Here is a 20,973-nt window from a genome sequence, read left to right on the forward strand (position 1 = left end):
CGGGGTGCGAAAGCGGACATGCCACAATGCGAGGGTCTAGCCGAGGAGGTCCTCATGGCCCGCAAGAACGACGCGCCCGCACCCGAGCCTGCAGCCGACCCGGCACCCGAGCCCCAGCGGGACATGAGTGCAGGATCGGAGGCGGATCCCGCCACCATGTCCCGCCAGGAGCCGGGCGAGCCGGCCGGGCCCGCTCCGGTCGCATCGTCCGCGCCGCCGTCGGTCCTCGAGCGGGTGCGGAGCAACCGCACGGGGCCGCTCGCTGCGGGGTTGGGCGTCGCCTTCGCGGTCGCGCTGCTGCTCGCTGTGCTGGTCCCCAACGTGCCCAACCTCTACGCGCTGACGGTCCTGGGGCTGCTGCTCACCGCGGCGGTCGGGTTCACCGTGCGCTACCTGTCGCACGAGCGCGACCTGATGGCGCAGGGGGCCGGTTTCATCGCGACCCTGCTGGGCATCCACATCATGGGCGTGACCGGCACCATCGACACGACCGGCAGCGGGCTCGACGGTCTTCTGGGGCTCATCGGCGCCGAGGCGCCCGGCTTCGACGACGCGCTGCTCGGCGCGCTCGCGACCCCCGCGGTGTCCGCGGGCGGGGTGCTGTGCGGGCTGATCGCGGCGATCATCGTCGGCTGGGGGCCGCGCGACCGAGGCTGACACCCCGGCCCCGGTCGGGACATCCGGGACTGAGCGTCCCGAGCCGGGGGTCAGCGCTTGACGGGGGTCACGCCCAGCGAGCGGCCCGCGAGGCCGCGCTGACGCGACGTGAGCTTCCGGGCGACCTCACGCATGGCCGATGCGGCCGGCGAGTCGGGGTCCGAGACCACCACGGGCGTGCCCGCGTCGCCTGCCTCGCGCGCCGTGATGTCGAGCGGGATCTGGCCCAGCAGCGGCACGTCCGTGCCGAGCACCTTGGTGAGGCGGCCGGCCACGGTGGCACCGCCGCCGGACCCGAACACCTCGAGCCGCGAGCCGTCCGCCTGCTCGAGCCACGCCATGTTCTCGACCACGCCCACCACGGACTGGGAGGTCTGCGTCGCGATCGCGCCCGCGCGCTCCGCGACGCCCGCGGCGGCCGCCTGAGGCGTCGTGACCACGAGGATCTCGGCGTGGGGGAGCAACTGCGCGACCGAGATCGCGATGTCGCCGGTCCCCGGCGGGAGGTCGAGCAGGAGCACGTCGAGGTCGCCCCAGAACACATCGGCGAGGAACTGCTCGATCGCGCGGTGGAGCATCGGCCCGCGCCACACGACGGGCTGGCCCTCCGGCACGAACATGCCGATCGAGACCGCCTTGACCTCGTGCGCGATGGGCGGCAGGAGCATGTCGTCGAGGCGCGTGGGCTGCCCCTGGACGCCCAGCATGCCGGGGATGGAGAAGCCGAAGATGTCCGCGTCGAGCACGCCCACCTTCAAACCGTCGGCAGCCATCGCGGCCGCGAGGTTCGCGGTGACGGTGGACTTGCCCACCCCGCCCTTGCCCGACGCGATCGCGTAGATGCGCGTCATGTTGCCGGGCTGGGTGAACTGGATGACGGGCTCGGGCTTGCCGCCGCGCAGCTTCGAGCGCAGCTCGAGGCGCTGCTCCTCGGACATCACGCCCAGCTCGATGCGCACGTCCTCGACGCCGTCGACGGTCAGCGTGGCCGCCTCGACGTCCGTGGTGATCCGCTCGCGCATCGGACAGCCCTGCGTGGTGAGGTCGATGCCGACCACGGCGAGCGCGCCGTCGACCTCGACCGAGCGGACCATGCCGATCTCGGTGATGGGGCGGCGGATCTCGGGGTCGATGACCTTCGCGAGGGCGTCGTGGATGAGCTCGGCGGTAGGCATGGGGTCAATCGTAGGCGCTCGGCCCGGACCGGCTGCGCGGTCGGGCGGACGATGCGGCGGCTACTTCGCGCGCCGCGTCGGCTTGGTGGGGCGCGGCTCCTCGTCGTCGTCGTCCTCGTCGTCGCGCAGCTCGTCGCGGAGCTCCTCGAGCAGGCCGCGCAGCTCCGAGCGGACGAAGTCGCGCGTCGCGGTCTCGCCGAGCGCCTGGCGCAGCGACGCGACCTCACGGGCGAGGTACTCGGTGTCGGCGAGCGAGCGGGCGGCCTGCTGGCGGTCCTGCTCGGCGGCCACGCGGTCGCGGTCGTCCTGACGGTTCTGCGCGAGCAGGATCAGGGGCGCGGCGTAGGACGCCTGCAGGGACAGCATCAGCGTGAGCAGCGTGAAGCCGAACGCGGCCGAGTCGAAGCGGTACTGCTCCGGCCCCCATGAGTTCCATGCGAGCCACGCCGCGCAGAAGAGGGTCAGCCAGAGCAGGAACTTGGGGGTGCCGAGGAAGCGCGCGATGCCCTCGACCACCACGCCCGCGCGGTCGGGGTTGCTCGAGCGGCGGCGGAAGAAGCCGCGCTCCGTGCCCTTGGGGCGGTCGAGCCGGTCAGCCACGTGCGCCTCCCTTCGCGGTCGCGCCCTCCGAGTCGTCCTCGTCCATGTGCTCGCGCCAGTCACTGGGCAGCAGGTGGTCGAGCACGTCGTCGATGGAGATCGCTCCCACCAGGCGGTGGTCGTCGTTCACCACCGGCAGCGCGAGGATGTCGTAGGCCGCCATGCGGCGCGCGACGATGGACAGATGGTCGCCCGGGTGCAGCGGCGCGATCGCGGGGTCCACGAACGAGCCGATGGACTCGTGCGGGGGCTCGCGCAGCAGCCTCTGGATGTGGACCAGGCCGATGTAGCGGCCGGTCGGCGTCTCGAGCGGCGGGCGCACCACGAAGACCATCGAGGCCAGCGCGGGCGGCAGCTCGTTCTTGCGCACGAGCGCGAGGCACGTCGCCACCGACGTCTCCGGTCCGACGATCACGGGCTCGGTCGTCATCAGGCCGCCGGCAGAGTCGTCCTCGTAGCCCAGCAGCTGCTCGACGTTGCGCGCGTCCTCGGGCTCCATGAGCTCGAGCAGGGCGGCCGCCTGCGGTGCCGGCAGGTCGCCCAGGAGGTCCGCCGCATCGTCCGGGTCCATCGCCTCGAGGACGTCGGCCGCGCGCTCCGAGCGCAGCGTCGACAGGAGGACGATCTGATCCTCCTCGGGCAGCTCCTCGAGCACGTCGGCGAGGCGCTCGTCGTCCAGCGCCGCAGCAATCTCCGCGGAGCGCGACGGGCTCATCTCCATGAGCGCGGCCGCGAGGTCGGCGGGCTTGTGGTCCTCGAAGGCCTCGATGACGAGCGAGGCGCCCTGGTTCTTGTCCCGGGTCGACAGCCCGGTGACCTGGTCGACGTCGACCACCAGCGACTCGCCGCGACGCGAGAACCCGAGCACGCCCTTGCGGCGCTCGGCGCGGCGCACGTACAGCTTGGTGAACCGCCAGGTCTTGGTGCGGTCCTGCTCGATCGCGATGTCCTCGATGTACGCCGTGGACTTGTCCTCCTTGAGCTTCACCGAGCGCTCGAAGAGCTCGGCGATCGCCAGGGACTCGCCGGCGCGCGCCTTGAAGCGGCGCAGGTTGATCACGCCGGTGCAGATGACCTGCCCCGGGTTGATCGCGGTGACGCGGGTGAGGGGCATGAAGACCCGCCTGCGGCCCGGGACCTCGACCACCAGGCCCACGGCGGTGGGCGGCGTGCCGCCGGTGCGGCGGATCACGACGACGACGTCGCGGACACGGCCCACCTCGTCGCCGATCGGGTCGAAGACGGAGGTGCCCGCGAGGCGCGCGATGTAGACGCGGTCGACTGCGGTGCTCATGGTGCGATGGTAGTCCCGTCCCTGCGTCCCGCCTGGGAGGCGGGACGATGCGCAGGCTGGCACTTGCATCGGGGTGCCAGTTCTGTGGTGGGATGGCGCCATGCGCACCACAGCCGACCAGCTCGCCGGCGTGCTCGACCACTGGAAGTCGGGCACGGGGCCGCTGTACATGCAGCTCGCCGATGCGATCGTCTCCCTCGGGGAGTCGGGCACCCTCGACCACGGTGCGCGCATGCCCTCCGAGCGCGCGCTCGCGGCGCGCCTGCACCTGTCGCGCAACACGGTGACGGCCGCGTATCAGCGCCTGCGGGACCAGGGCTGGCTCGAGGCCTCGCCCGGTGCCGCGCCGCGGCTCGGGATGCGCTCGCGAGGAGTCTCGGCGCTGACCGCGCAGGATCGGTTCTCGCGGATCCTGGTGGGGCAGGAGCCGCCGCTGGTGGCGCTCAACACGGCGTCGCCGCCGCCCGCGCCGGCCGTGTCGGAAGCGCTCGCTCAGCCTGAGGCGCTGCTCGAGGGGCGCGCGGCGCTGGGCAACGGCTATGCGGCGCTCGGGGACCGTGACCTGGTGCTCGCCGTCACCGACCACCTGCGCGCGCAGGGGATCCCCGCGCGCGCCGACGAGGTCGTCATCACCTCGGGGGCGCAGCAGGCGCTGTGGCTCGCGGTGACCGCGCTCGCCTCGCCCTCCACGCCCGTCGCGCTCGAGGCGATCACCTACCCCGGGATCTTCGACGCGATCGCCGCGGCAGGGTCGCGGCCGTTCGCGCTGCCCATGACGGACGCGGGGCTCGACGTCGACGGCGCGGCCAAGCTGCTCCGCGCGGCCGAGCCCGACCTCGCGTACCTCACCACGTTCAACAACCCGACCGGCACGGCGCTCGCGGAGGCGGACGCCGTGCGCCTCCTCGCTGCCGCCGCATCGTCCGGCACCACCGTGATCGACGACCGCACGCTGGGCGAGCTCGCGCTCTCCGGGACGATGCCGCGGCCGTTCGCGTCGCTCGGCACCGGTGCGTCGGTGGTGACGGTGGGCGGGATGTCGAAGGTGTTCTGGGGTGGGCTGCGCATCGGCTGGCTTCACACCAACGCGACGCTCGCGGCGCAGCTGCGGCATCGGCGCGCGGCGATGGACCTCGGCAGCCCCGCGCTGTTCCAGCGCATCGGCGCGCGCCTCCTGCGGGAGCGCTTCGAGGAGACGCTCGCGTGGAGGCTCGAGTCGCTGCGCGAGTCGCTCGCGGCGGTGCGCGAGGCGATCGCCGAGGCGGGGCTCGACTGGGAGGCGGTCGAGCCGACGGGCGGGCCGAGCCTCTGGGTGCGCATGCCGGGGCAGTCGGCAGAGCGGTTCGCCGAGCGGGCCGAGCGCGCGGGCGTGCCCGTGGTCGCGGGTGCCGCGTTCTCGGTGGTGCCAGGCGCGGGCGCGGACCGCTTCCGGCTGCCCTTCTACCTGTCGCCCGAGGAGATGCGGCTGGGCATCAAGACGCTCGCCGAGCGCGCCGCGTAGGGCGCCTCAGCGAACCGCCGCGCCGGTGAGGGTGACCGAGCGGATCCGGGCCTCCGGGTCCAGCGACGGGTGGACCGTGATGAGCTCGTCGGCGCGCGCCTCCGCCGCGAAGGCCTCGAGGCCTGCGCGGACCTCGGCGGGCGTGCCCACGGCGGCCTTCGACATCATCTGCGCGATGCCCTGACCCTGGGGCGTGGTGAGGAACGCCTCGATCTCCTCGTCGGTATAGGTGCGTGCCGCCGGGCCGCGCGCGACGAGGGCGCGCACGCGCTGGCGGCGGGCGTCCGCGAGCTCGGCGCGTGCATCGTCGCCGTCCTCGGCCGCGACCACGTTGACGCCGGCGATCACGTACGGCTCCGGGTGGTGCTCCGACGGCTGGTAGGTGCCCCGGTAGAGCGCGACGGCCTGCTCGAGCGCCTGCGGGGCGAAGTGCGACGCGAAGGCATAGGGCAGGCCCAGCTGCGCCGCGAGCTGCGCGCCGAACAGCGACGAGCCGAGCACGTACAGCGGCACGTTCGTCCCCGCCCCGGGGGTGGCGCGGATCCCGTCGAGCCGTGCCTCGCCCGCGAGCAGGTCCTGGAGCTCGCGCACGTCCTCGGGGAAGCGGTCCGACGCGTCCGGCGTGCGGCGCAGCGCGGCGTAGACCTCGCCGGCGCCGCCGGGCGCGCGTCCCAGCCCCAGGTCGATGCGACCGGGGTGGAGCTCGGCGAGCGTGCCGAACTGCTCCGCGACCACCAGCGGCGAGTGGTGGGGGAGCATGACGCCGCCCGCGCCCAGGCGGATGGTCGACGTGTGTGCCGCGACGTGCGCGATGACCACGGCAGGTGCGGAGGACGCGATGGTGGGCATCGCGTGGTGCTCGGCGTACCAGACGCGCTGGTAACCGGCTACCTCGGCTGCCCGCGCGAGGTCCACGCTGTGCGCGAGGCTCTCCCCGGCGGAGCCGCCGGGGCGGATGAAGGCGAGGTCGAGCAGGGAGAGCGCGAGGGGCATGGCTTCCTTCGGGTGGTGAGGCGGGTCCGGGGGCTGAACGCCGGGAGGTGGAACCCTATGCCCGGCCGCGCTGTGCATCGTCCCCCTGAAACCGCCCTGCTGTGCGGGCACCCATGTGTCAGCCTGGCGCGGCGGAGCCAGGGGCTTTGCGGTCGCACGGGTAGGTTTCAGGGCCACGAGGTCATTGGGGGAGCGATGCTGCTGTTCTACGTCGACGAGTCCGGCGGTACCACGATGAATGTCGAGGCCGCCGGCGAGGGGCGCACGCCGGTGCGCGATCTGTTCGCACTGGCAGCGGTGGGGATCCATGACTCCTCGCGTGAGCCCCTCGCCGAGGAGATCCTTCGGGTCAAGGAGCGCCACTTCGGCACCCACGCGGTGTCTCGGGCCTGGGGCGAGACGGAGATCAAGTCGCGGCACCTGTGGCTCGCGTCGCGGTGGGCGAGCGGCGAGTTCCCCGGTGGGCTGCCCACGGGCTACGCGAACGTACTCGAGAAGATGCATCTCCACTACCTGCTCCGTGATCTGGGCCAGTTGTTCGCCAAGTTTCGGCCCCTGGTCTTCAGCGTCGTGGTCGACAAGCGCGCGCTCGCGGCCGTCGACTCGACGCTCAATCCGCTTGGCATCGCGTATGCACGGCTCTACGAGCGGGTTGCGCAGACGCTCGGCAGCGTGAACCGCGGCGAGGGCGCGATCTTCGTGGCGGACCGCCAGGACGAGCACGAGGCGTACTTCAACTCGGGTTCGATGCACGAGGTTCGGCAGGGACTGGCATCTAAGGGAGCCAACCGCCCGAACTTCAACCTCGTCGTCGACAAGCCCGTCTGGATCGATCCCACCCTGAGCACATGGGATCGGGAGCTCATCCAACTGGCGGACCTCGTAGCGTTCGCGACGCGTGCCTGGTACGGCGCCGGGCAACCGCCAACCGACCGACACCTGCTGTGGGACAAGATCGAGCCCTGCTTCGCCGCCCACTGGAACACCACCAAGGCCCAGGGCGGCGGCATCATCGTGTTCCCTGACCCAGGCAAGTACCCGCCGGTGCGATGAGCGAGATCCTGCGTACCGTCCCGCTGCCGCTCGTCGGGCTCGCGGTCATCGCCGGCGTTGTCGCCGCTCTCGCGGTGGCCATCCTCATGCGGCACCGCAGGCTCGACCGTGCCGGCGCGGCGCGGGTCCTGCTCGCAGCTGCGCTGCTGGTGATCGCGGCCGTCACGCTGCTGCGGCCGGCGGGCATGTGGGCAGGAGTCAACCTGGTGCCGCTGCGATCGATCTCGGCGCTGTGGACGGACCCGAACCTGCTGCCGGGTCCGCGCTGGCAGATCTATGGCAACGTGCTCATGCTCGTCCCGGTCGGCTTCCTCGGCGCGCTCGCGGTGCGGAGGACCTCGTTCATCGCTGGGCTGGCATGGGCGACGGCAGCGGCGCTTGTGGTCGAGACCGTACAGCTTGTGTTCGTGCTCGGCTCGGTCGATATCGACGACGTGCTGCTCGCGGCGCTGGGCGGCGCTGTCGGCGCCGGCCTGGCGGTCGCCCTGGCACGTGCTGTGGCTCGGCTGAGCCGCACGCCTCAGGGCGTGCGCGTGACCGGGTAGGTCATCCCGACGAGTGCCATGAGCGGAGACGCGAGCCCGCTCTCGCAGTAGCTCGCGCCCGGGTCCTCCGAGTCGACGCACCTGCCGACCGTGAAGATCGGCGCGAACACGAAGGCGAGCACCAGGACCCGCAGGACCCACCGCGCCGCATGGCGCCCGCTCTCGCTCACCGCCACATCGTCCCACCTACCTGGACGAAAGCAAGCGGCGCGTCGTCCCCGGAGGGACGACGCGCCGGTCGCGTCAGGTCCGAGGCCTCAGCGCATGGCGCGCTTCATCCAGGCCACGACCTCATCGGGGTCGCGGGGCAGCGCGGCCGAGAGGTTCTCGGCGCCGTCCTCGGTCACCAGGATGTCGTCCTCGATGCGGATGCCGATGCCGCGCAGCTCCTCGGGCGCGGCAAGGTCGCCCTCCTGGAAGTACAGGCCCGGCTCGATGGTGAAGACCATGCCCGGCTCGACGATGCCCTCCATGTAGAGCTCGCGCTTGGCCTCGGCGCAGTCGTGGACGTCCAGGCCCAGGTGGTGCGACGTGCCGTGCACCATCCAGCGGCGGAACAGCTTCGACTCGGGGTCCTCGGAGACCGGCGCGATGCCCCACTCGGTGAGGCGCTTCTCGAGCACCTCGACTGCGGCGAAGTGGATGTCGAGGAAGCGCACGCCGGGCTTCGCGACGGCGAACGCGGCGTCCGCGGCCTCGAGCACGATCTCGTAGACGCGGCGCTGGGTGGCCGTGAACTCGCCCGAGATCGGGAAGGTGCGGGTGACGTCGGCGGTGTAGAGGCTCTCGACCTCGACTCCGGCGTCGAGCAGCAGCAGGTCGCCCTCGCGCACCTGGCCGGTGTTGGCGATCCAGTGGAGCGTGGTCGCGTGGGGGCCGGCGGCGGCGATGGTCTCGTAGCCCACGCCGTTGCCCTCCTCGCGGGCGTGCCCGTCGAACGAGGCCTCGATCACGCGCTCGCCGCGCTTGTGGCCCACCGCGCGGGGCAGCTGCGTGATCGCGGCCTCGAAGCCCGCGATGGTCGCGTCGACCGCGTCGCGGAGCTGCTGAACCTCGTACTCGTCCTTGACGAACCGCATCTCGGCGAGCGCCTCGCGCACGTTCTTGTGCGGCTGGTGCGTGAGGTTGAGCTTCGGCAGGTCGGACAGCGCCTTGGTGGCGATGCCGGTCATGGCCTCGAACTCGGCCAGGCCCGGGCGGCGCCCGATCCAGAACTCGCCCGCGGCGGGGTCGGAGTAGAAGCCCTCGTCGCCGGGCTGCGCCGGCGGGACCAGGTAGAGCGTCGCATCGTGCCCCTCGCCCTCGCGGGGCTCCATCACCAGGATCGCGCCCGGCTCGTGGTCGAGCCCGAGCCCGGTGAGGTAGGCGAAGTCGCTGTCGGGACGGAAGCGGTAGTCCGTGTCGTTCGCGCGGGTCTTGAGGCTGCCGGCCTTGACCGCGATGAGCTCGCCCGGGAAGCGCGCGCTCAGGCGCGCGCGGCGCTCGGCGGCGTACGGGGCGGCGGCGATGCGCGTGACCTCGACGTCCTCGTGCGGGGCCCAGTGGGCGCCCATGAAGTCCTTGAACTCCTGCGTGGTGGGGCGGCCGGTACGGGCCTTGTTGTTCTCAACCTTGTCGTTCACGTCGCCATGGTCCCACGCGGTCCGGCGTGGACGATGCGCCGGGGGTCCCTGGAGGTTCCGTGTGAGTTTGCGCACATCGTGCCGTTCGCGCCCCGATCCGGCGCTGCACCGGCCATAACCTTGATCTCTCCCACCTCGACGGAAGGTCACCACACGTGCGCGCACGCCTGCTCTCCGCGGTCGCGGCGCTCGTCACCGTGATGGCCGTGCTCGTGGCCCCGGCCGGGGCGACCGACGAGCCCACCCGTATCGCGGCGGCGCAGGCGCTCGCCGACGAGGCCGCGACGGCCGCCGTGGCCGCCGATGCCGCCTTCGCTGCGGGGGAGCTCGACGTGGCCCTGGCGCAGGCCGATGCGGTCGACGCGGCCGATGCGGCGCTCGAGGCGCTGCTGACCGCGGCCCAGGCGTCGGCCGACATCGCGTCGGAGACCGTCGCCGCGGCCGAGGCCGAGGCGGCCGGCACCGCGGGAGCGCCCGAGGCGTACGAGGCCCAGGCAGGCGTGGTCGAGCAGGCGCAGGCGACGCTCGACGAGGCGGAGGCCGCGGCCGTCGCGCTGCGCGCGGAGATCACGCTGCTGACGGACCAGCTCGCCTTCGCCGAGCCCGGCCCCACCCGCGACGAGATGACCGCGCGGCTCGCCGAGGCCGAGGCCGGGCTCGCCGAGGCCGAGCCCGCCGCGGCCGCCGCGTGGGACGCATGGCAAGCCGAGGTCGACGCGCTCGCGGTGCTCGACGCCGATGCGGCCGCGCATGCTCTCGCGGTCGCCACGGCGGACGCCGCACGCGTCGAGCTCGACGCGGCGCTCGCGGATCTCGCGGCGCTCGCCCCGCTGCACGCGGCGGCGCATGAGCTGGCCGTCGGGATGGCGCAGCGGCGCCTCGACGTCGCTCAGGTGCGGGCGTTCCTCGACACCGCGGGGTGGTCGGTGGCGGACCTCGAGGACGAGGTCCACGCGGGCGACACGGTGACGCTCACGCTCGCGATGCTCAACACCGCCGCGCTGCCGCTCCAGGACGCCCAGGTGACGGTGCTCGCGCCCGACGGCCTCGTCGCATCGTGCGACGCCCTCGACGGCGGCATCGACGCGGGCGCGACCGTGACGTGCGCCGTCGACTATGCGGTGACCGAGGCGGATGCCGCCGCCGGCTCGGTGGACCTCACCGTCGCGCTTACGGGTGTGCTGCCGCTCGGCGCCGCCGAGCCCGCGCCCGTGGGCACCCGGGTCACCGTGGCTCAGACCTTCACCCTCACGATCGCCGCCACGCCGGTGCCGGAGCCCGAGCCGGAGCCGTCCCGGCCCGCGCCCACCACGGAGTCGATCGCGCCCGCGCCGGAGGTCGCCCCGGAGCCCGCGGAGGAGCCCGAGCCGGTCGCTTCCGAGGAGCCGGACCCGTTCCAGCACCGCGAGGCGGTCGAGGAGATCGCGCGCCTCGCGGCGGACACGACCCCCGCCGTCGTGGAGCCCGAGGAGCACGCGGCGGTCCAGGTCGCGGCCGAGGCGCTCGAGCCGGTCGCGACGGCTGCCGAGGCGCCTGCATCGGAGAGCGACGACCGCCCGATGATCAGCGGCGCGCTCATCGCGGCGATCCTCGCCGCGATCTTCCTGGTCCGCAAGCTCGAGGTCTGATCCGCCCGGCACGGGCGGCCGCGCCGATGCCTAGGCTGAAGCCGTGCGCATCGACCTCCACACCCACTCGAACGTCTCCGACGGCACGGGCACGCCCGCGCAGGTGATGCGCGACGCCGCCGCGGCGGGCCTCGACGTGGTGGCTCTCACGGACCACGACTCCGTGGACGGCTGGGACGAGGCCGCGGCGGAGGCCGAGCGGCTGGGCCTGAGGTTCGTGCCCGGCATCGAGGTCTCGGCGAAGGACCGATGGGTGTCGATCCACATGCTCGCGTACTGGCCGCGCCCGGCCGATGCGGCGCTCGCCGAGATTCTCGCGCTCACCCGGGAGGCGCGCGTGGGCCGCGCGCAGCGCATGGTCGAGCGGATCGCGGTGGAGTACCCGCTCGAGTGGGAGGACGTGGTGCGCCAGTCGGGCGCGGCCGCGACGGTGGGGCGCCCGCACATCGCCGATGCCCTGGTCGAGCGCGGCCACTTCGCCACGCGCGGCGAGGTGTTCGATGCGATCCTGCACAACCGCTCGCCGTTCTACGTGCACCACTACGCGCCCGACGTGCACGATGCGGTGCGCGCCATCCGCGCGGCCGGCGGGGTCCCGGTGTTCGCGCACCCGGGCGCCCATGCGCGCGGGCGGGTGGTGCCGGACTCCGTGATCGCGTCGCTCGCCGAGGCGGGGCTGGCCGGCCTCGAGGTGGACCACAGGGATCACGACGACGAGTCGCGGGCGAGGCTCGCCGGGCTCGCCGAGAGGTACGGGCTGGTCCAGACGGGGTCCTCGGACTACCACGGCACCGGCAAGCTCAACCTGCTGGGGGAGAACCTCACCTCGATCGCCGCGTTCGAGGCGCTCGAGGCGCAGCGCGGGTAGGCGGGCCCGGCCATCGTGCCGCGGTCCCCGGGATCTATCATGCGGTTATGACCCGCCAGCCTCGCATCGAAGACGTCGTGATCTCCGGCGACGTGATCCGCCTCGGCCAGTTCCTCCAGCTCGCGGGGCTGGTGGATACCGGCGGCGAGGCGAAGGAGGCGATCCTCGAGGGCGAGGTGACGGTGAACGGCGAGGTCGACCTCCGCCGTGGGCGTCAGCTCCGCCAGGGCGACGTGGTGAGCCTCGCGGGCCGGGCGGCACGCGTCAGCGCCTGACACGCTGAGACGACGAAGGGCGGAACCTCCGAGGAGGTCCCGCCCTTCGCGTTCAGCTGCTACTCGCCGGCCGGCTGGGCCTGCGGGGCCGAGCCCTCGCCCGAGCCCGAGCCGCCCGAGCGGCGGCGACGGCGGTTGCGGTTGCGGCGCGGCTTGGCCTCGCCCTCGGGGGTCGAGCCCGCGGCGCCCTCGGCGCGCGGCTCGCGGGGCGCGGAGCCCTCGCCCGAGCCCGAGCCGCCCGAGCCGCCGCGGCGACGGTTGCGGTTGCGGCCGGAGCCGCCCTCGCGCGAGCCCTCGCCGGAGCCCGAGCCCGAGCCGCCGCGGCCGCCCTGGCCGCGACCGCCGGAACGGCCGCCCTGGCCGCCCGAGCGCCCCGCGCCGGAGCCGCCGGTGTGCTTGCCGGTCTCGCCCAGGTCCTCGAGCGTCTCCGCCTCGAGGCCCTCGCGCGTCCGCTTCTCGCGGGGCAGGCGGCCCTTGGTGCCCTCGGGGATGTCGAGGTCCGTGAAGAGGTGCGCCGAGCTCGAGTAGGTCTCCTGGGGCTCGGGGTAGCCGAGGTCCAGGGCCTTGTCGATGAGCGACCAGCGGGGGACGTCGTCCCAGTCGACGAACGTCACGGCGGTGCCGGTCTTGCCCGCGCGACCGGTGCGGCCGATGCGGTGCAGGTAGGTCTTCTCGTCCTCGGGGCACTGGTAGTTGACCACGTGCGTGACGTCGGTGACGTCGATGCCGCGCGCCGCGACGTCGGTCGCGACGAGGATGTCGATCTTGCCCGAGCGGAAGGCGCGCAGCGCCTGCTCGCGGGCGCCCTGGCCCAGGTCGCCGTGGATGGCGCCGGCGGCGAAGCCGCGCTCGCGGAGCTCGTCGGAGACCTTCGCGGCGGTGCGCTTGGTGCGCGCGAACACCACGGTGAGGCCGCGGCCGTTGGCCTGCAGCAGGCGGGCGAGCACCTCGACCTTGTCGAGCGCGTGGGCCCGGTAGACCACCTGCTTGATGGCCTTGACGGTGGCGCCGTCGTCGTCGGGGTCGGCGGCGCGGATGTGGGTGGGCTGCGTCATGTAGCGGCGCGCGAGCGCCACGACGGCGCCCGGCATCGTCGCGGAGAAGAGCATGGTGTGGCGCGACGCGGGGGTCGCGGCGAGCAGCTTCTCGACGTCGGGCAGGAAGCCCAGGTCGAGCATCTCGTCGGCCTCGTCGAGGACCACGGTCTTGATGAAGCGCAGGTCCAGGTGGCCCTGGTTGAGCAGGTCGATCATGCGGCCCGGCGTGCCGACGATGACGTCCGCACCCTTCTGGAGCGCCTCGATCTGCGGCTCGTAGGCGCGGCCGCCGTAGATCTGGACGATGCGCACGGCGCGCTTGCGCGACGCGGCGTCGAGGTCGTTGGCGACCTGGACGGCGAGCTCGCGGGTCGGGGCGACGATGAGTGCCTGGGGCTTGCCCTTGGCGTCGCCGAGGAGCTCGTAGGCGTCCTCGCCGGGGGCGGCGGTGCGCTGCAGCGCGGGGATGCCGAAGCCCAGCGTCTTGCCGGTTCCGGTCTTGGCCTGGCCGATGATGTCGTGGCCCGAGAGGGCGACGGGGAGGGTCATCGCCTGGATGGGGAAGGGGCTGATGATGCCCTTGTCGGCGAGCGCCTCGACGATGCGAGGGTCGACGTTGTAGTCGGCGAACGTGGTGTCGTTCGCCTGCACGCTGGCGTGCGTCTCAGTCATGGTGCTCCGAGGGAGTCTGGGGCGCGAAGGCACCCGTACGGCGGGCAGCCGATCGCGAATCATCCTCAGAGCGGCTCATCGCTGTCTTCAGCGGTACCGCGTTTCACATGACGACCGGTCAGCCCAGGTCGCATGACAGTGTACCGGCGCAGGGTGCCGTAGCGATAGGACCCCAGGTCAGGGCGCGTCGGGACCGAGCGGGGAGGGTCGCGGGTCCAGCACGGCGGTCACGATCGCCTCGATCGCGAACGCGCTGGTCTCCGCGAGCTCGACGTTGCCGCGATCGAGCAGCCACTGCACCTGGAGGCCGTCCATCACCGCGAGCACCGAGGCGGAGGCCCTGTCGATGGTCGCGGGCGCGTCGATGCCGCGCTCCTCGCACATGACGCGGAAGGCCTGCGCGACCTCGGAGCGCAGCTGCGTGTAGCGCTGCTCGAAGTACTCGCGGCCGGGGTTGCCGTCCGTGACGGACTCGGCGGAGAGGACGGCGTACGCCTGGACGATGCCGGGGCGCTCCTCGTTGGCGAAGGCCGTGCGCACGAGGTGGCGGAACAGCTCGGTGCCGTCGGGGATGTGCTGGCCCTCGATGCCCTCGACATCGGCCTCGTCGCGGTAGCGCAGCACCTCGACCAGCAGCCGATCCTTGGACCCGAAGTGGTGGAGGATCCCGGCGTGGGTCATGTCGACCTGCTCGGCGATCTCCACGAGCGGGCCGTTGTTGTAGCCCTTGGACCCGAAGATCTCGAGCGCGGCGCGCAGGATCTCACGGCGACGCTCCAGCGTCGCCGGTCGCGGGTTCGAGGCTCGTCTCGCGGTGGTCATGGTCTCCCTCGGCTCCGGTCCGGGCGGGGCGTGCCCGGGCGACCTGCATCGGTCGCCGGGGGCCGTCCGTCCAGCCAGGTCACGCCCGAGTCTACGCAGGTGCGGCGCCGCGCCTGGCAGACGCTCCGATGGTCACGGTTGTGCAACACGCGCAGGCCCGGGTTGATTTAGTTACTGACAGCACAGTAAGTTACCCGACATCGACCGGGGCGACCCGGACTGCTCGACGAAGAGGAGAACCTGGTGACACTGCCGTCGCTGGACGCACGCGAGGCCTGCGCCACGCTCGAGGGCTGCCGCGCGATCGCGCGCACCCTGCCCCTCGAGCGGAAGGTGCTGCTGCTGACCGGGGCGACGATGTGGCGCCTCCACGCGCTGCCCGAGCTGGGCCTGCGCGGCGTCGCCTTCTCGGACGGACCGGTGGGCGTGCGCGGCCTGGGCGAGGTCGAGGGCGAGACGTCGGTGCTGTTCCCCACGCCCAGCGCCATCGCCGCGACCTGGGACGTCGCGCTCGCCTTCGAGGTGGGACAGGCCTTCGCCCGCGAGGCGCGCGACCACGGGGTCGACGTGGTGCTCGCGCCCCAGGTCAACATCCAGCGCACGCCCGTGGGCGGGCGGCACTTCGAGTGCTTCTCCGAGGACCCTTACCTCACCTCCGCCATCGGCACCACCGTGGTCCGCGGCATCCAGGACCAGGGCGTCGCGGCCTGCATGAAGCACTACGTGGCGAACGACTCGGAGACCGAGCGGACCTCGTACGTCGCGGACCTGGGCATGCAGGCGCTGCGCGAGGTGTACCTCGCCCCGTTCGAGGACGCCGTCGAGGCCGGGGTGTGGTCGCTCATGGCCGCGTACAACGGCACGGACGACGGCACCGAGACCTCACCCATGACGGCGCATCGCCACCTCCTCGTCGACCTCCTCAAGGACGAGCTCGGCTTCGACGGTGTGGTGGTCTCCGACTGGGAGGCCACGGGCGACGGCGAGGCTGCCGCCAACGGCGGGCTCGACCTGGTCATGCCCGGCCCGGGCGGACCCTGGGGCGAGCGGCTGCTCGCCGCGGTCCGCGAGGGCCGCGTGCCCGAGCGCGAGATCGACGACAAGGTCGCACGCGTCCTGCTGCTCGCCGGCCGGGTCGGCGCGCTCGGCGAGGGCCCCGCCCCGATCACCCACGCGGAGGACCTGCGCGCACTCGTGCGGCGCGCCGCGGCCTCCTCCATGGTGGTGCTGCGCCGGGCGGACGACGCGCCGTGGGACCGGCCCGCGCCGGCCACCGTCGCGCTCATCGGGCCGAACGCCCTCCGGCCGCACGTGCTCGGCGGCGGCTCGTCGACCGTGCACCCCCCGCATGTGGTGACCCCCGCCGAGGGCCTCGCCGCGCGCTGGCCCCACGCCAGCATCGTGCTCGAGCGCGGCGGCGATCCGCGTGCCTTCGCCCCGCGCCTCCAGCTCGAGGACGTCCGCCTCGAGCACCGCGACGATGCGGGCCGGGCCCTGGGCGCTCGGACCGTCACCGGCTGGGACGGCTGGCTCCGCGACCTTCCCGCGGATGCCGCCGAGGTCGAGCTGACCGCCGCGGTCCGGCTGACCGACCCCGGGACCCACCGGCTGTCGGTGGGGACCGTGGGTGCCCACCGCATCGTGATCGACGGCATCGAGGCCTCGGCGAGCGACGCCCCGGTGGGGGTCGACTGCGTGCTCGACTCGTCGGTGAACAACCCCGCCGGCGTCGAGGTCGAGGTGCACATCACCGAGCCGCGCGACGTGGTGGTGTCCGCGACGCTCGGCGTGATCGACGCCGGAGGCTACGGGAGGTTCGTGCGCGCCGAGCCGCGTCACGCGCTGCCCGGACCGAGCGTGGACGATGAGATCGAGGCCGCGGTCGCGGCGGCGCGCGCGGCCGAGCTCGCGGTGGTGATCGTGGGCACCAACGAGGAGTCCGAGTCCGAGGGCTGGGACCGCACCACGCTCGCGCTGCCGGGCCGACAGGACGAGCTCGTCGAGCGCGTGCTCGACGTCGCCCCCGACGCCGTGATCCTGGTCAACGCGGGCGCGCCGGTGCTGCTCCCGTGGCTCGAGCGCGCGCGCACCGTCCTCTGGGCCTGGTTCCCCGGGCAGGAGGCGGGTCACGCGATCGCCGACGTGCTGGCGGGGGAGGCCGAGCCTGCCGGACGGCTGCCGTGGACCCTCCCTGCGAGCGAGGCAGACGTCCCCGTGCCGCACGCGATCCCGGTGGCGGGCATCGTCCACTACGACGAGGGGGTCCACGTGGGCTACCGCGGGTGGGAGCGCTCGGGCGCGGCGCCCGCCGCGCCGTTCGGGCACGGTCTCGGATGGTCGTCGTGGCGCTACGAGGCGATCGGGGCGCCGCGCCTCACGGCCGCGGGCGACCTCGAGGTCGAGGTGGACGTCACCAACGTGGGGACCCGCGGGTCCCGCGAGGTGGTGCAGGTGTACGTCGAGGCTCCGGACGGCGCGCACGAGCGCCCGGCGCGCTGGCTCGGCGGGTTCGTGGCCGTGCACGCACGGCCCGGCGAGACCGTGCGGGCGCGCATCACCGTCGCGCGACGCCGTCTCGAGGTGTGGGACACGGAGGCGGCGGCGTGGGTGCTGCCCGCGGGCGAGTACCGCCTCCGTGCAGGACGGTCCGTTCGCGATCTTCGGCTGGACACCGCGGTCCGGCTCGAGGCGCCCGAGCCGAGGAGGAGGGACGACGAGGACGCGGCTGCCCGCATCGTGCGGGATTGACAACGAGGTCGATGGCGGCTGGGAGGCCGCCGCAACGAAGGAGAACAACATGAGGATGAGGAAGTCCTCCCTCGTGGCCATGTCCGTGGCCACCACCCTCGCGCTCGCCGCCTGTGCGGGCGGGGGCACCAGCGACGACCCCTCGGAGACGGGCGACGGTGGCGGCTCGACGCCGCAGGCCGGCGCGCCGCTCACCATCGCGAAGCCCGACGGCGCCATCGCGACCGAGTCGAACAACCCGTGGGTCGGCGACTCGTCGGGTCTCAAGCTCGGCTACATCAACGCGATCCTCGAGCCGCTCGCGTTCGTCAACACCATCGACCCGACCGCCGAGGTCAAGCCGTGGCTCGCGTCCGACGTCACGTGGTCGGAGGACGGCACCTCGGTGACCGTGACGGCCCGCGACGGGGTGACCTGGAACGACGGCGAGCCGTTCACCGCCGACGACATCGCGTACTCGTACCAGATGTTCCTCGACCACCCCGAGCTCGACACCGCGGCGCTCGGGCTCAACGGCGTCACGCAGGACGGCGACACCGTCACGCTGACGTTCGACACCCCGATGTTCGTCAAGCAGGACAAGGTGCTGCACAAGTACATCGTCCCCAAGCATGTCTGGGAGACGGTGGACGATCCCGCCACGGCCGACAACCTCGACCCCGTGGGCACGGGCCCGTACGTGCTGAGCACCTTCTCGACGCAGTCGGTGGAGCTCACCGCGCGGGACGACTACTGGGGCGGCGACCTGGCGGTGCCGACGCTGTACTACGTCTCCTACAACGACAACACGGCGCTCACCACCGCGCTCGCAACCGGCGACGCGGACTGGGCCCAGGCGTTCATCCCCAACGTCCAGAGCGCGTACCTCGACAAGGACGCGGACCACAACATCTACTGGGCGCCCCCGGGCCTGGCGATCGACACGATGTACATGAACCTTCAGGAGAAGCCGTTCGACGACGTCGCGTTCCGCACGGCCGTGAACATGGTGGTCGACCGCTCCAAGCACGCGGAGATCGCGCGCGAGGGCGGCGTCCCCGAGCTCACGTCGGTGACGGGCCTTCCCACGCCCGTCGGCGACTCCTACATCTCGTCCGCCTACGCGGGCCAGACCTACACGGTCGACGTCGACGGCGCCCGCGCGGTGCTCGAGGACGCCGGCTACACGTGGTCCGGCGATCAGCTGGTGGACCCCGACGGCGAGAACGTCGCGTTCGAGCTGCAGGTCCCCCAGGGCTGGAACGACTACGTCACCGGCATCTCGCTCATCGCGGACTCCGTCGCGGCGCTCGGCGTCACGGCCACCGTCCAGACCCCGGACGTCGACACGTGGTGGAACGACAAGTCGGTCGGCGACTTCCAGGCGATCCTGCACTGGACCGACGGCGGCGCGACGCCGTACGACATGTACAAGTCGATGATGAGCCAGGAGTGGCTGGTGCCCATGGGTGAGGCCGCGAACAACAACTTCGGCCGCTTCGACAGCGCCGAGGTCACGCAGGCGCTCGACGACTTCGCCAAGGCGGCGGACGATGCGACGCGCCAGGCCGCGATGGACACCATCGAGCGGATCTTCGTCGACGAGGTGGTGACCATCCCGGTCGGCACGCGTCCGTCGATCGGCGAGTGGAACACCCGCAACTACGTGGGCTGGCCGTCGGATGAGGACCCGTACGCGGACCCGAACCCGACGATCGCCTCCGCGGTGCTGATCCTCACGAGCCTCGAGCCCGCGAGCTGACGCACCCCTCCGGCGGGGGCGGGCATCCCCGCCCGTCCCCGCCGGAGCCGCATCACCGTCCATCGATCCAGGAAGCATCCCGTGACCACAGAGACACTTCTGACCGTCGACGACTTCAGCGTCGTCTACGACGTCGACCCGCCCGTGGAGGCGGTCCGCCATGTCTCGCTCGCGCTCCGGCGCGGCGAGATCCTCGGGCTCGCGGGGGAGTCCGGCTGCGGCAAGACCACCCTCGCGTACGGCATCCAGCGACTGCTCAAGCCGCCGGCCGTCATCACCTCGGGGCGAGCGGTCCTCCACGACGAGTCCGGCGAGGACATCGACATCAACGCGCTCGACGCCGACGCGATGCGCGCCTTCCGCTGGGACAAGGTGTCGATGGTGTTCCAGGGCGCGATGAACGCCCTCAACCCCGTCGCGAGCATCGGCCGCCAGCTCGAGGACGTGTTCCTCACGCATCGTCCCTCGATGGGCCGCGCCGAGCGGCGCGAGGAGTGCGCGGGGTTGCTGGACCTGGTCGGCGTGGGTCGCGAGCGGATGCGCAGCTACCCGCACGAGCTGTCCGGCGGCATGCGTCAGCGCGTGATGATCGCGATGGCCATGGCGCTGCGGCCGCAGCTCATGATCATGGACGAGCCGACCACGGCGCTCGACGTGCTGGTGCAGCGCGAGATCCTCGAGCAGATCTCGGACCTGCGCAGCAAGCTGGGCTTCTCCGTCATCTTCATCACCCACGACCTCCCGCTGCTGCTCGAGATCTCCGACCGCATCGCCGTGATGAAGGACGGCGTGATCGTGGAGCTCGCGAGCGCGCTCGACATCTACTCCGACGCGCAGCACGAGTACACGCGGAAGCTGCTCAGCTCCTTCCCGAGCCTCACGGGCGAGCGCGGCGACTTCATCCGCGGCTCGGAGTCCCAGGAGGCGGCGCTGTGACCACGCTCGACTTCAGGAACGTCACCAAGCGGTACCGCGTGCGCGGCTCCGGCGACATGCTCGCGCTCGACGACGTGAGCTTCAGCCTCACGTCGGGTCAGACCATCGCGCTCGTGGGCCAGTCGGGCTCGGGCAAGTCGACCATCGCCAAGATCCTCACGCAGCTCGAGCGCGCCACCTCCGGCGAGGTGCTGCTCGACGGCGAGCCCATCCCGCATCGCGGTCCCGGCCTGCGCCGCTACCGCCAGCGCGTGCGCATGGTCTTCCAGGATCCCTTCGCGTCGCTGAACCCGTACCACACCATCCGTCACCACCTCGAGCGGCCGCTCAGGCTCGACAAGGTGGTCCCGGCGGACCAGGTGGAGGACGAGGTCCGCGCGCTGCTGACCCGCGTCCGGCTCGACCCCGACGCGACCATCGACCGCCGGCCCCACGAGCTCTCGGGCGGCCAGCGCCAGCGCGTCGCGATCGCCCGCGCGCTCGCCTCGCGCCCGGAGCTGCTCATCGCGGACGAGCCGGTGTCGATGCTCGACGTGTCGATCCGGCTGGGCGTGCTCAACCTGCTCGCCGACCTCCAGCGCGAGTCCAACCTGGGCGTCCTCTACATCACGCATGACCTCGCGACGGCGCGCCACTTCTCCGACGAGATCATGGTGCTGCACCACGGCGTGGTGGTGGAGCGCGGACCGGCGGACGACGTGATCCTGCGCGCGCAGCATGAGTACACCCGTGCGCTGCGCGGCGCCTCGCCCGACCCCGACAAGCACTTCGCGGACCCCTCCGGCCGCGCCGTCACGAGGAGCTGA

General features: G+C 72.7%; 19 protein-coding genes. 11 read left to right on the top strand and 8 right to left on the bottom strand.

What is annotated here, in order from left to right; translation table 11 throughout:
• Positions 1-54 precede the first annotated feature (54 nt).
• Positions 55-657 (top strand): hypothetical protein, encoded by a 603-nt coding sequence (locus AOM06_RS09475; RefSeq protein WP_062305144.1) that lies wholly within the window; start codon positions 55-57, stop codon positions 655-657.
• A gap of 50 nt (positions 658-707) precedes the next feature.
• Here AOM06_RS09475 and AOM06_RS09480 read toward each other — a convergent pair whose 3' ends face one another.
• From AOM06_RS09480 to AOM06_RS09490, 3 genes are read right to left on the bottom strand one after another with little or no spacing between them, the layout of a single operon-like run.
• Complete coding sequence (locus AOM06_RS09480; RefSeq protein ID WP_062305148.1) at positions 708-1,832, bottom strand: P-loop NTPase; 1,125 nt, start codon at positions 1,830-1,832, stop codon at positions 708-710.
• Between the two features lie 60 nt (positions 1,833-1,892).
• Entirely contained in the window at positions 1,893-2,432 is a 540-nt protein-coding gene (locus tag AOM06_RS09485; RefSeq protein WP_062305152.1) for a DUF1003 domain-containing protein, read from the bottom strand.
• A complete protein-coding gene (locus AOM06_RS09490) occupies positions 2,425-3,726 on the bottom strand; it encodes a magnesium transporter MgtE N-terminal domain-containing protein (protein ID WP_062305155.1) in 1,302 nt (433 codons plus the stop codon). Before AOM06_RS09490 ends, AOM06_RS09485 begins: the two co-directional genes overlap by 8 nt.
• Positions 3,727-3,826: 100 nt before the next feature.
• Between AOM06_RS09490 and AOM06_RS09495 the strand changes: the two genes are divergently transcribed.
• Positions 3,827-5,227, top strand: a complete 1,401-nt coding sequence (locus AOM06_RS09495; RefSeq protein WP_062305157.1) for an aminotransferase-like domain-containing protein — start codon at positions 3,827-3,829, stop codon at positions 5,225-5,227.
• 6 nt (positions 5,228-5,233) lie between these two features.
• Here the strand turns inward: AOM06_RS09495 and AOM06_RS09500 are convergent, their stop codons facing one another.
• The gene (locus AOM06_RS09500; protein ID WP_062305160.1) at positions 5,234-6,220 is read right to left on the bottom strand and encodes an LLM class flavin-dependent oxidoreductase; all 987 of its coding nucleotides are present in this window, start codon (positions 6,218-6,220) and stop codon (positions 5,234-5,236) included.
• Positions 6,221-6,415: 195 nt separating this feature from the next.
• Here AOM06_RS09500 and AOM06_RS09505 point away from each other — a divergent pair, with 195 nt between their 5' ends.
• Together AOM06_RS09505 and AOM06_RS09510 are read left to right on the top strand one after the other, a co-directional pair.
• Positions 6,416-7,273 (top strand): DUF3800 domain-containing protein, encoded by an 858-nt coding sequence (locus AOM06_RS09505; protein ID WP_062305162.1) that lies wholly within the window; start codon positions 6,416-6,418, stop codon positions 7,271-7,273.
• A complete protein-coding gene (locus AOM06_RS09510) occupies positions 7,270-7,818 on the top strand; it encodes a VanZ family protein (protein ID WP_062305164.1) in 549 nt (182 codons plus the stop codon). The genes AOM06_RS09505 and AOM06_RS09510 overlap by 4 nt, the downstream gene beginning before the upstream one ends.
• Here the strand turns inward: AOM06_RS09510 and AOM06_RS09515 are convergent.
• Both AOM06_RS09515 and AOM06_RS09520 read right to left on the bottom strand, forming a co-directional pair.
• Positions 7,794-7,988: a hypothetical protein gene (locus tag AOM06_RS09515; RefSeq protein WP_156163663.1), complete on the bottom strand. Its 195-nt coding sequence runs from the start codon at positions 7,986-7,988 to the stop codon at positions 7,794-7,796. The genes AOM06_RS09510 and AOM06_RS09515 overlap by 25 nt on opposite strands.
• Positions 7,989-8,075: 87 nt before the next feature.
• Positions 8,076-9,440, bottom strand: a complete 1,365-nt coding sequence (locus AOM06_RS09520; protein WP_062305167.1) for an aminopeptidase P family protein — start codon at positions 9,438-9,440, stop codon at positions 8,076-8,078.
• A 155-nt stretch (positions 9,441-9,595) separates the two neighbouring features.
• On the opposite strand from AOM06_RS09520, the gene AOM06_RS09525 reads away from it, so the two are divergent.
• The 3 genes from AOM06_RS09525 to AOM06_RS09535 are packed head-to-tail and all read left to right on the top strand — an operon-like array spanning position 9,596 to position 12,211.
• Positions 9,596-11,068 (top strand): CLIPPER-2 domain-containing protein, encoded by a 1,473-nt coding sequence (locus tag AOM06_RS09525; RefSeq protein WP_062305170.1) that lies wholly within the window; start codon positions 9,596-9,598, stop codon positions 11,066-11,068.
• Between the two features lie 43 nt (positions 11,069-11,111).
• Positions 11,112-11,936: a PHP domain-containing protein gene (locus AOM06_RS09530; protein ID WP_062305172.1), complete on the top strand. Its 825-nt coding sequence runs from the start codon at positions 11,112-11,114 to the stop codon at positions 11,934-11,936.
• 47 nt (positions 11,937-11,983) lie between these two features.
• Positions 11,984-12,211, top strand: coding sequence for an RNA-binding S4 domain-containing protein (locus tag AOM06_RS09535; RefSeq protein ID WP_062305175.1), 228 nt, complete (start codon positions 11,984-11,986; stop codon positions 12,209-12,211).
• Between the two features lie 59 nt (positions 12,212-12,270).
• On the opposite strand, the gene AOM06_RS09540 is transcribed toward AOM06_RS09535, so the two are convergent.
• Positions 12,271-13,920 (bottom strand): DEAD/DEAH box helicase, encoded by a 1,650-nt coding sequence (locus AOM06_RS09540; RefSeq protein WP_228372917.1) that lies wholly within the window; start codon positions 13,918-13,920, stop codon positions 12,271-12,273.
• Between the two features lie 177 nt (positions 13,921-14,097).
• Positions 14,098-14,742 (bottom strand): TetR/AcrR family transcriptional regulator, encoded by a 645-nt coding sequence (locus tag AOM06_RS09545; protein ID WP_062305182.1) that lies wholly within the window; start codon positions 14,740-14,742, stop codon positions 14,098-14,100.
• A gap of 243 nt (positions 14,743-14,985) precedes the next feature.
• Between AOM06_RS09545 and AOM06_RS09550 the strand changes: the two genes are divergently transcribed.
• From AOM06_RS09550 to AOM06_RS09565, 4 genes are all read left to right on the top strand, one after another.
• Positions 14,986-17,490, top strand: a complete 2,505-nt coding sequence (locus AOM06_RS09550; RefSeq protein ID WP_228372918.1) for a beta-glucosidase family protein — start codon at positions 14,986-14,988, stop codon at positions 17,488-17,490.
• Positions 17,491-17,539: 49 nt separating this feature from the next.
• Positions 17,540-19,231 (top strand): ABC transporter substrate-binding protein, encoded by a 1,692-nt coding sequence (locus AOM06_RS09555; RefSeq protein WP_062305185.1) that lies wholly within the window; start codon positions 17,540-17,542, stop codon positions 19,229-19,231.
• A gap of 81 nt (positions 19,232-19,312) precedes the next feature.
• Positions 19,313-20,167 (top strand): ABC transporter ATP-binding protein, encoded by an 855-nt coding sequence (locus AOM06_RS09560; protein ID WP_062305187.1) that lies wholly within the window; start codon positions 19,313-19,315, stop codon positions 20,165-20,167.
• Positions 20,164-20,973, top strand: coding sequence for an ABC transporter ATP-binding protein (locus tag AOM06_RS09565; protein WP_062305190.1), 810 nt, complete (start codon positions 20,164-20,166; stop codon positions 20,971-20,973). Before AOM06_RS09560 ends, AOM06_RS09565 begins: the two co-directional genes overlap by 4 nt.

Source organism: Demequina subtropica (assembly GCF_000971235.1).
In the GTDB taxonomy this organism is placed as follows: domain Bacteria; phylum Actinomycetota; class Actinomycetes; order Actinomycetales; family Demequinaceae; genus Demequina; species Demequina subtropica.

What these genes read in the sequence shown, in the direction of transcription:
- AOM06_RS09475 (WP_062305144.1), top strand. Translation starts at nt 55, where the DNA reads ATGGCCCGCAAGAACGACGCGCCCGCACCCGAGCCTGCAGCCGACCCG.
- AOM06_RS09480 (WP_062305148.1), bottom strand. Translation starts at nt 1,832, where the DNA reads ATGCCTACCGCCGAGCTCATCCACGACGCCCTCGCGAAGGTCATCGAC.
- AOM06_RS09490 (WP_062305155.1), bottom strand. Translation starts at nt 3,726, where the DNA reads ATGAGCACCGCAGTCGACCGCGTCTACATCGCGCGCCTCGCGGGCACC.
- AOM06_RS09495 (WP_062305157.1), top strand. Translation starts at nt 3,827, where the DNA reads ATGCGCACCACAGCCGACCAGCTCGCCGGCGTGCTCGACCACTGGAAG.
- AOM06_RS09500 (WP_062305160.1), bottom strand. Translation starts at nt 6,220, where the DNA reads ATGCCCCTCGCGCTCTCCCTGCTCGACCTCGCCTTCATCCGCCCCGGC.
- AOM06_RS09505 (WP_062305162.1), top strand. Translation starts at nt 6,416, where the DNA reads ATGCTGCTGTTCTACGTCGACGAGTCCGGCGGTACCACGATGAATGTC.
- AOM06_RS09510 (WP_062305164.1), top strand. Translation starts at nt 7,270, where the DNA reads ATGAGCGAGATCCTGCGTACCGTCCCGCTGCCGCTCGTCGGGCTCGCG.
- AOM06_RS09535 (WP_062305175.1), top strand. Translation starts at nt 11,984, where the DNA reads ATGACCCGCCAGCCTCGCATCGAAGACGTCGTGATCTCCGGCGACGTG.
- AOM06_RS09540 (WP_228372917.1), bottom strand. Translation starts at nt 13,920, where the DNA reads ATGACTGAGACGCACGCCAGCGTGCAGGCGAACGACACCACGTTCGCC.
- AOM06_RS09545 (WP_062305182.1), bottom strand. Translation starts at nt 14,742, where the DNA reads ATGACCACCGCGAGACGAGCCTCGAACCCGCGACCGGCGACGCTGGAG.
- AOM06_RS09555 (WP_062305185.1), top strand. Translation starts at nt 17,540, where the DNA reads ATGAGGATGAGGAAGTCCTCCCTCGTGGCCATGTCCGTGGCCACCACC.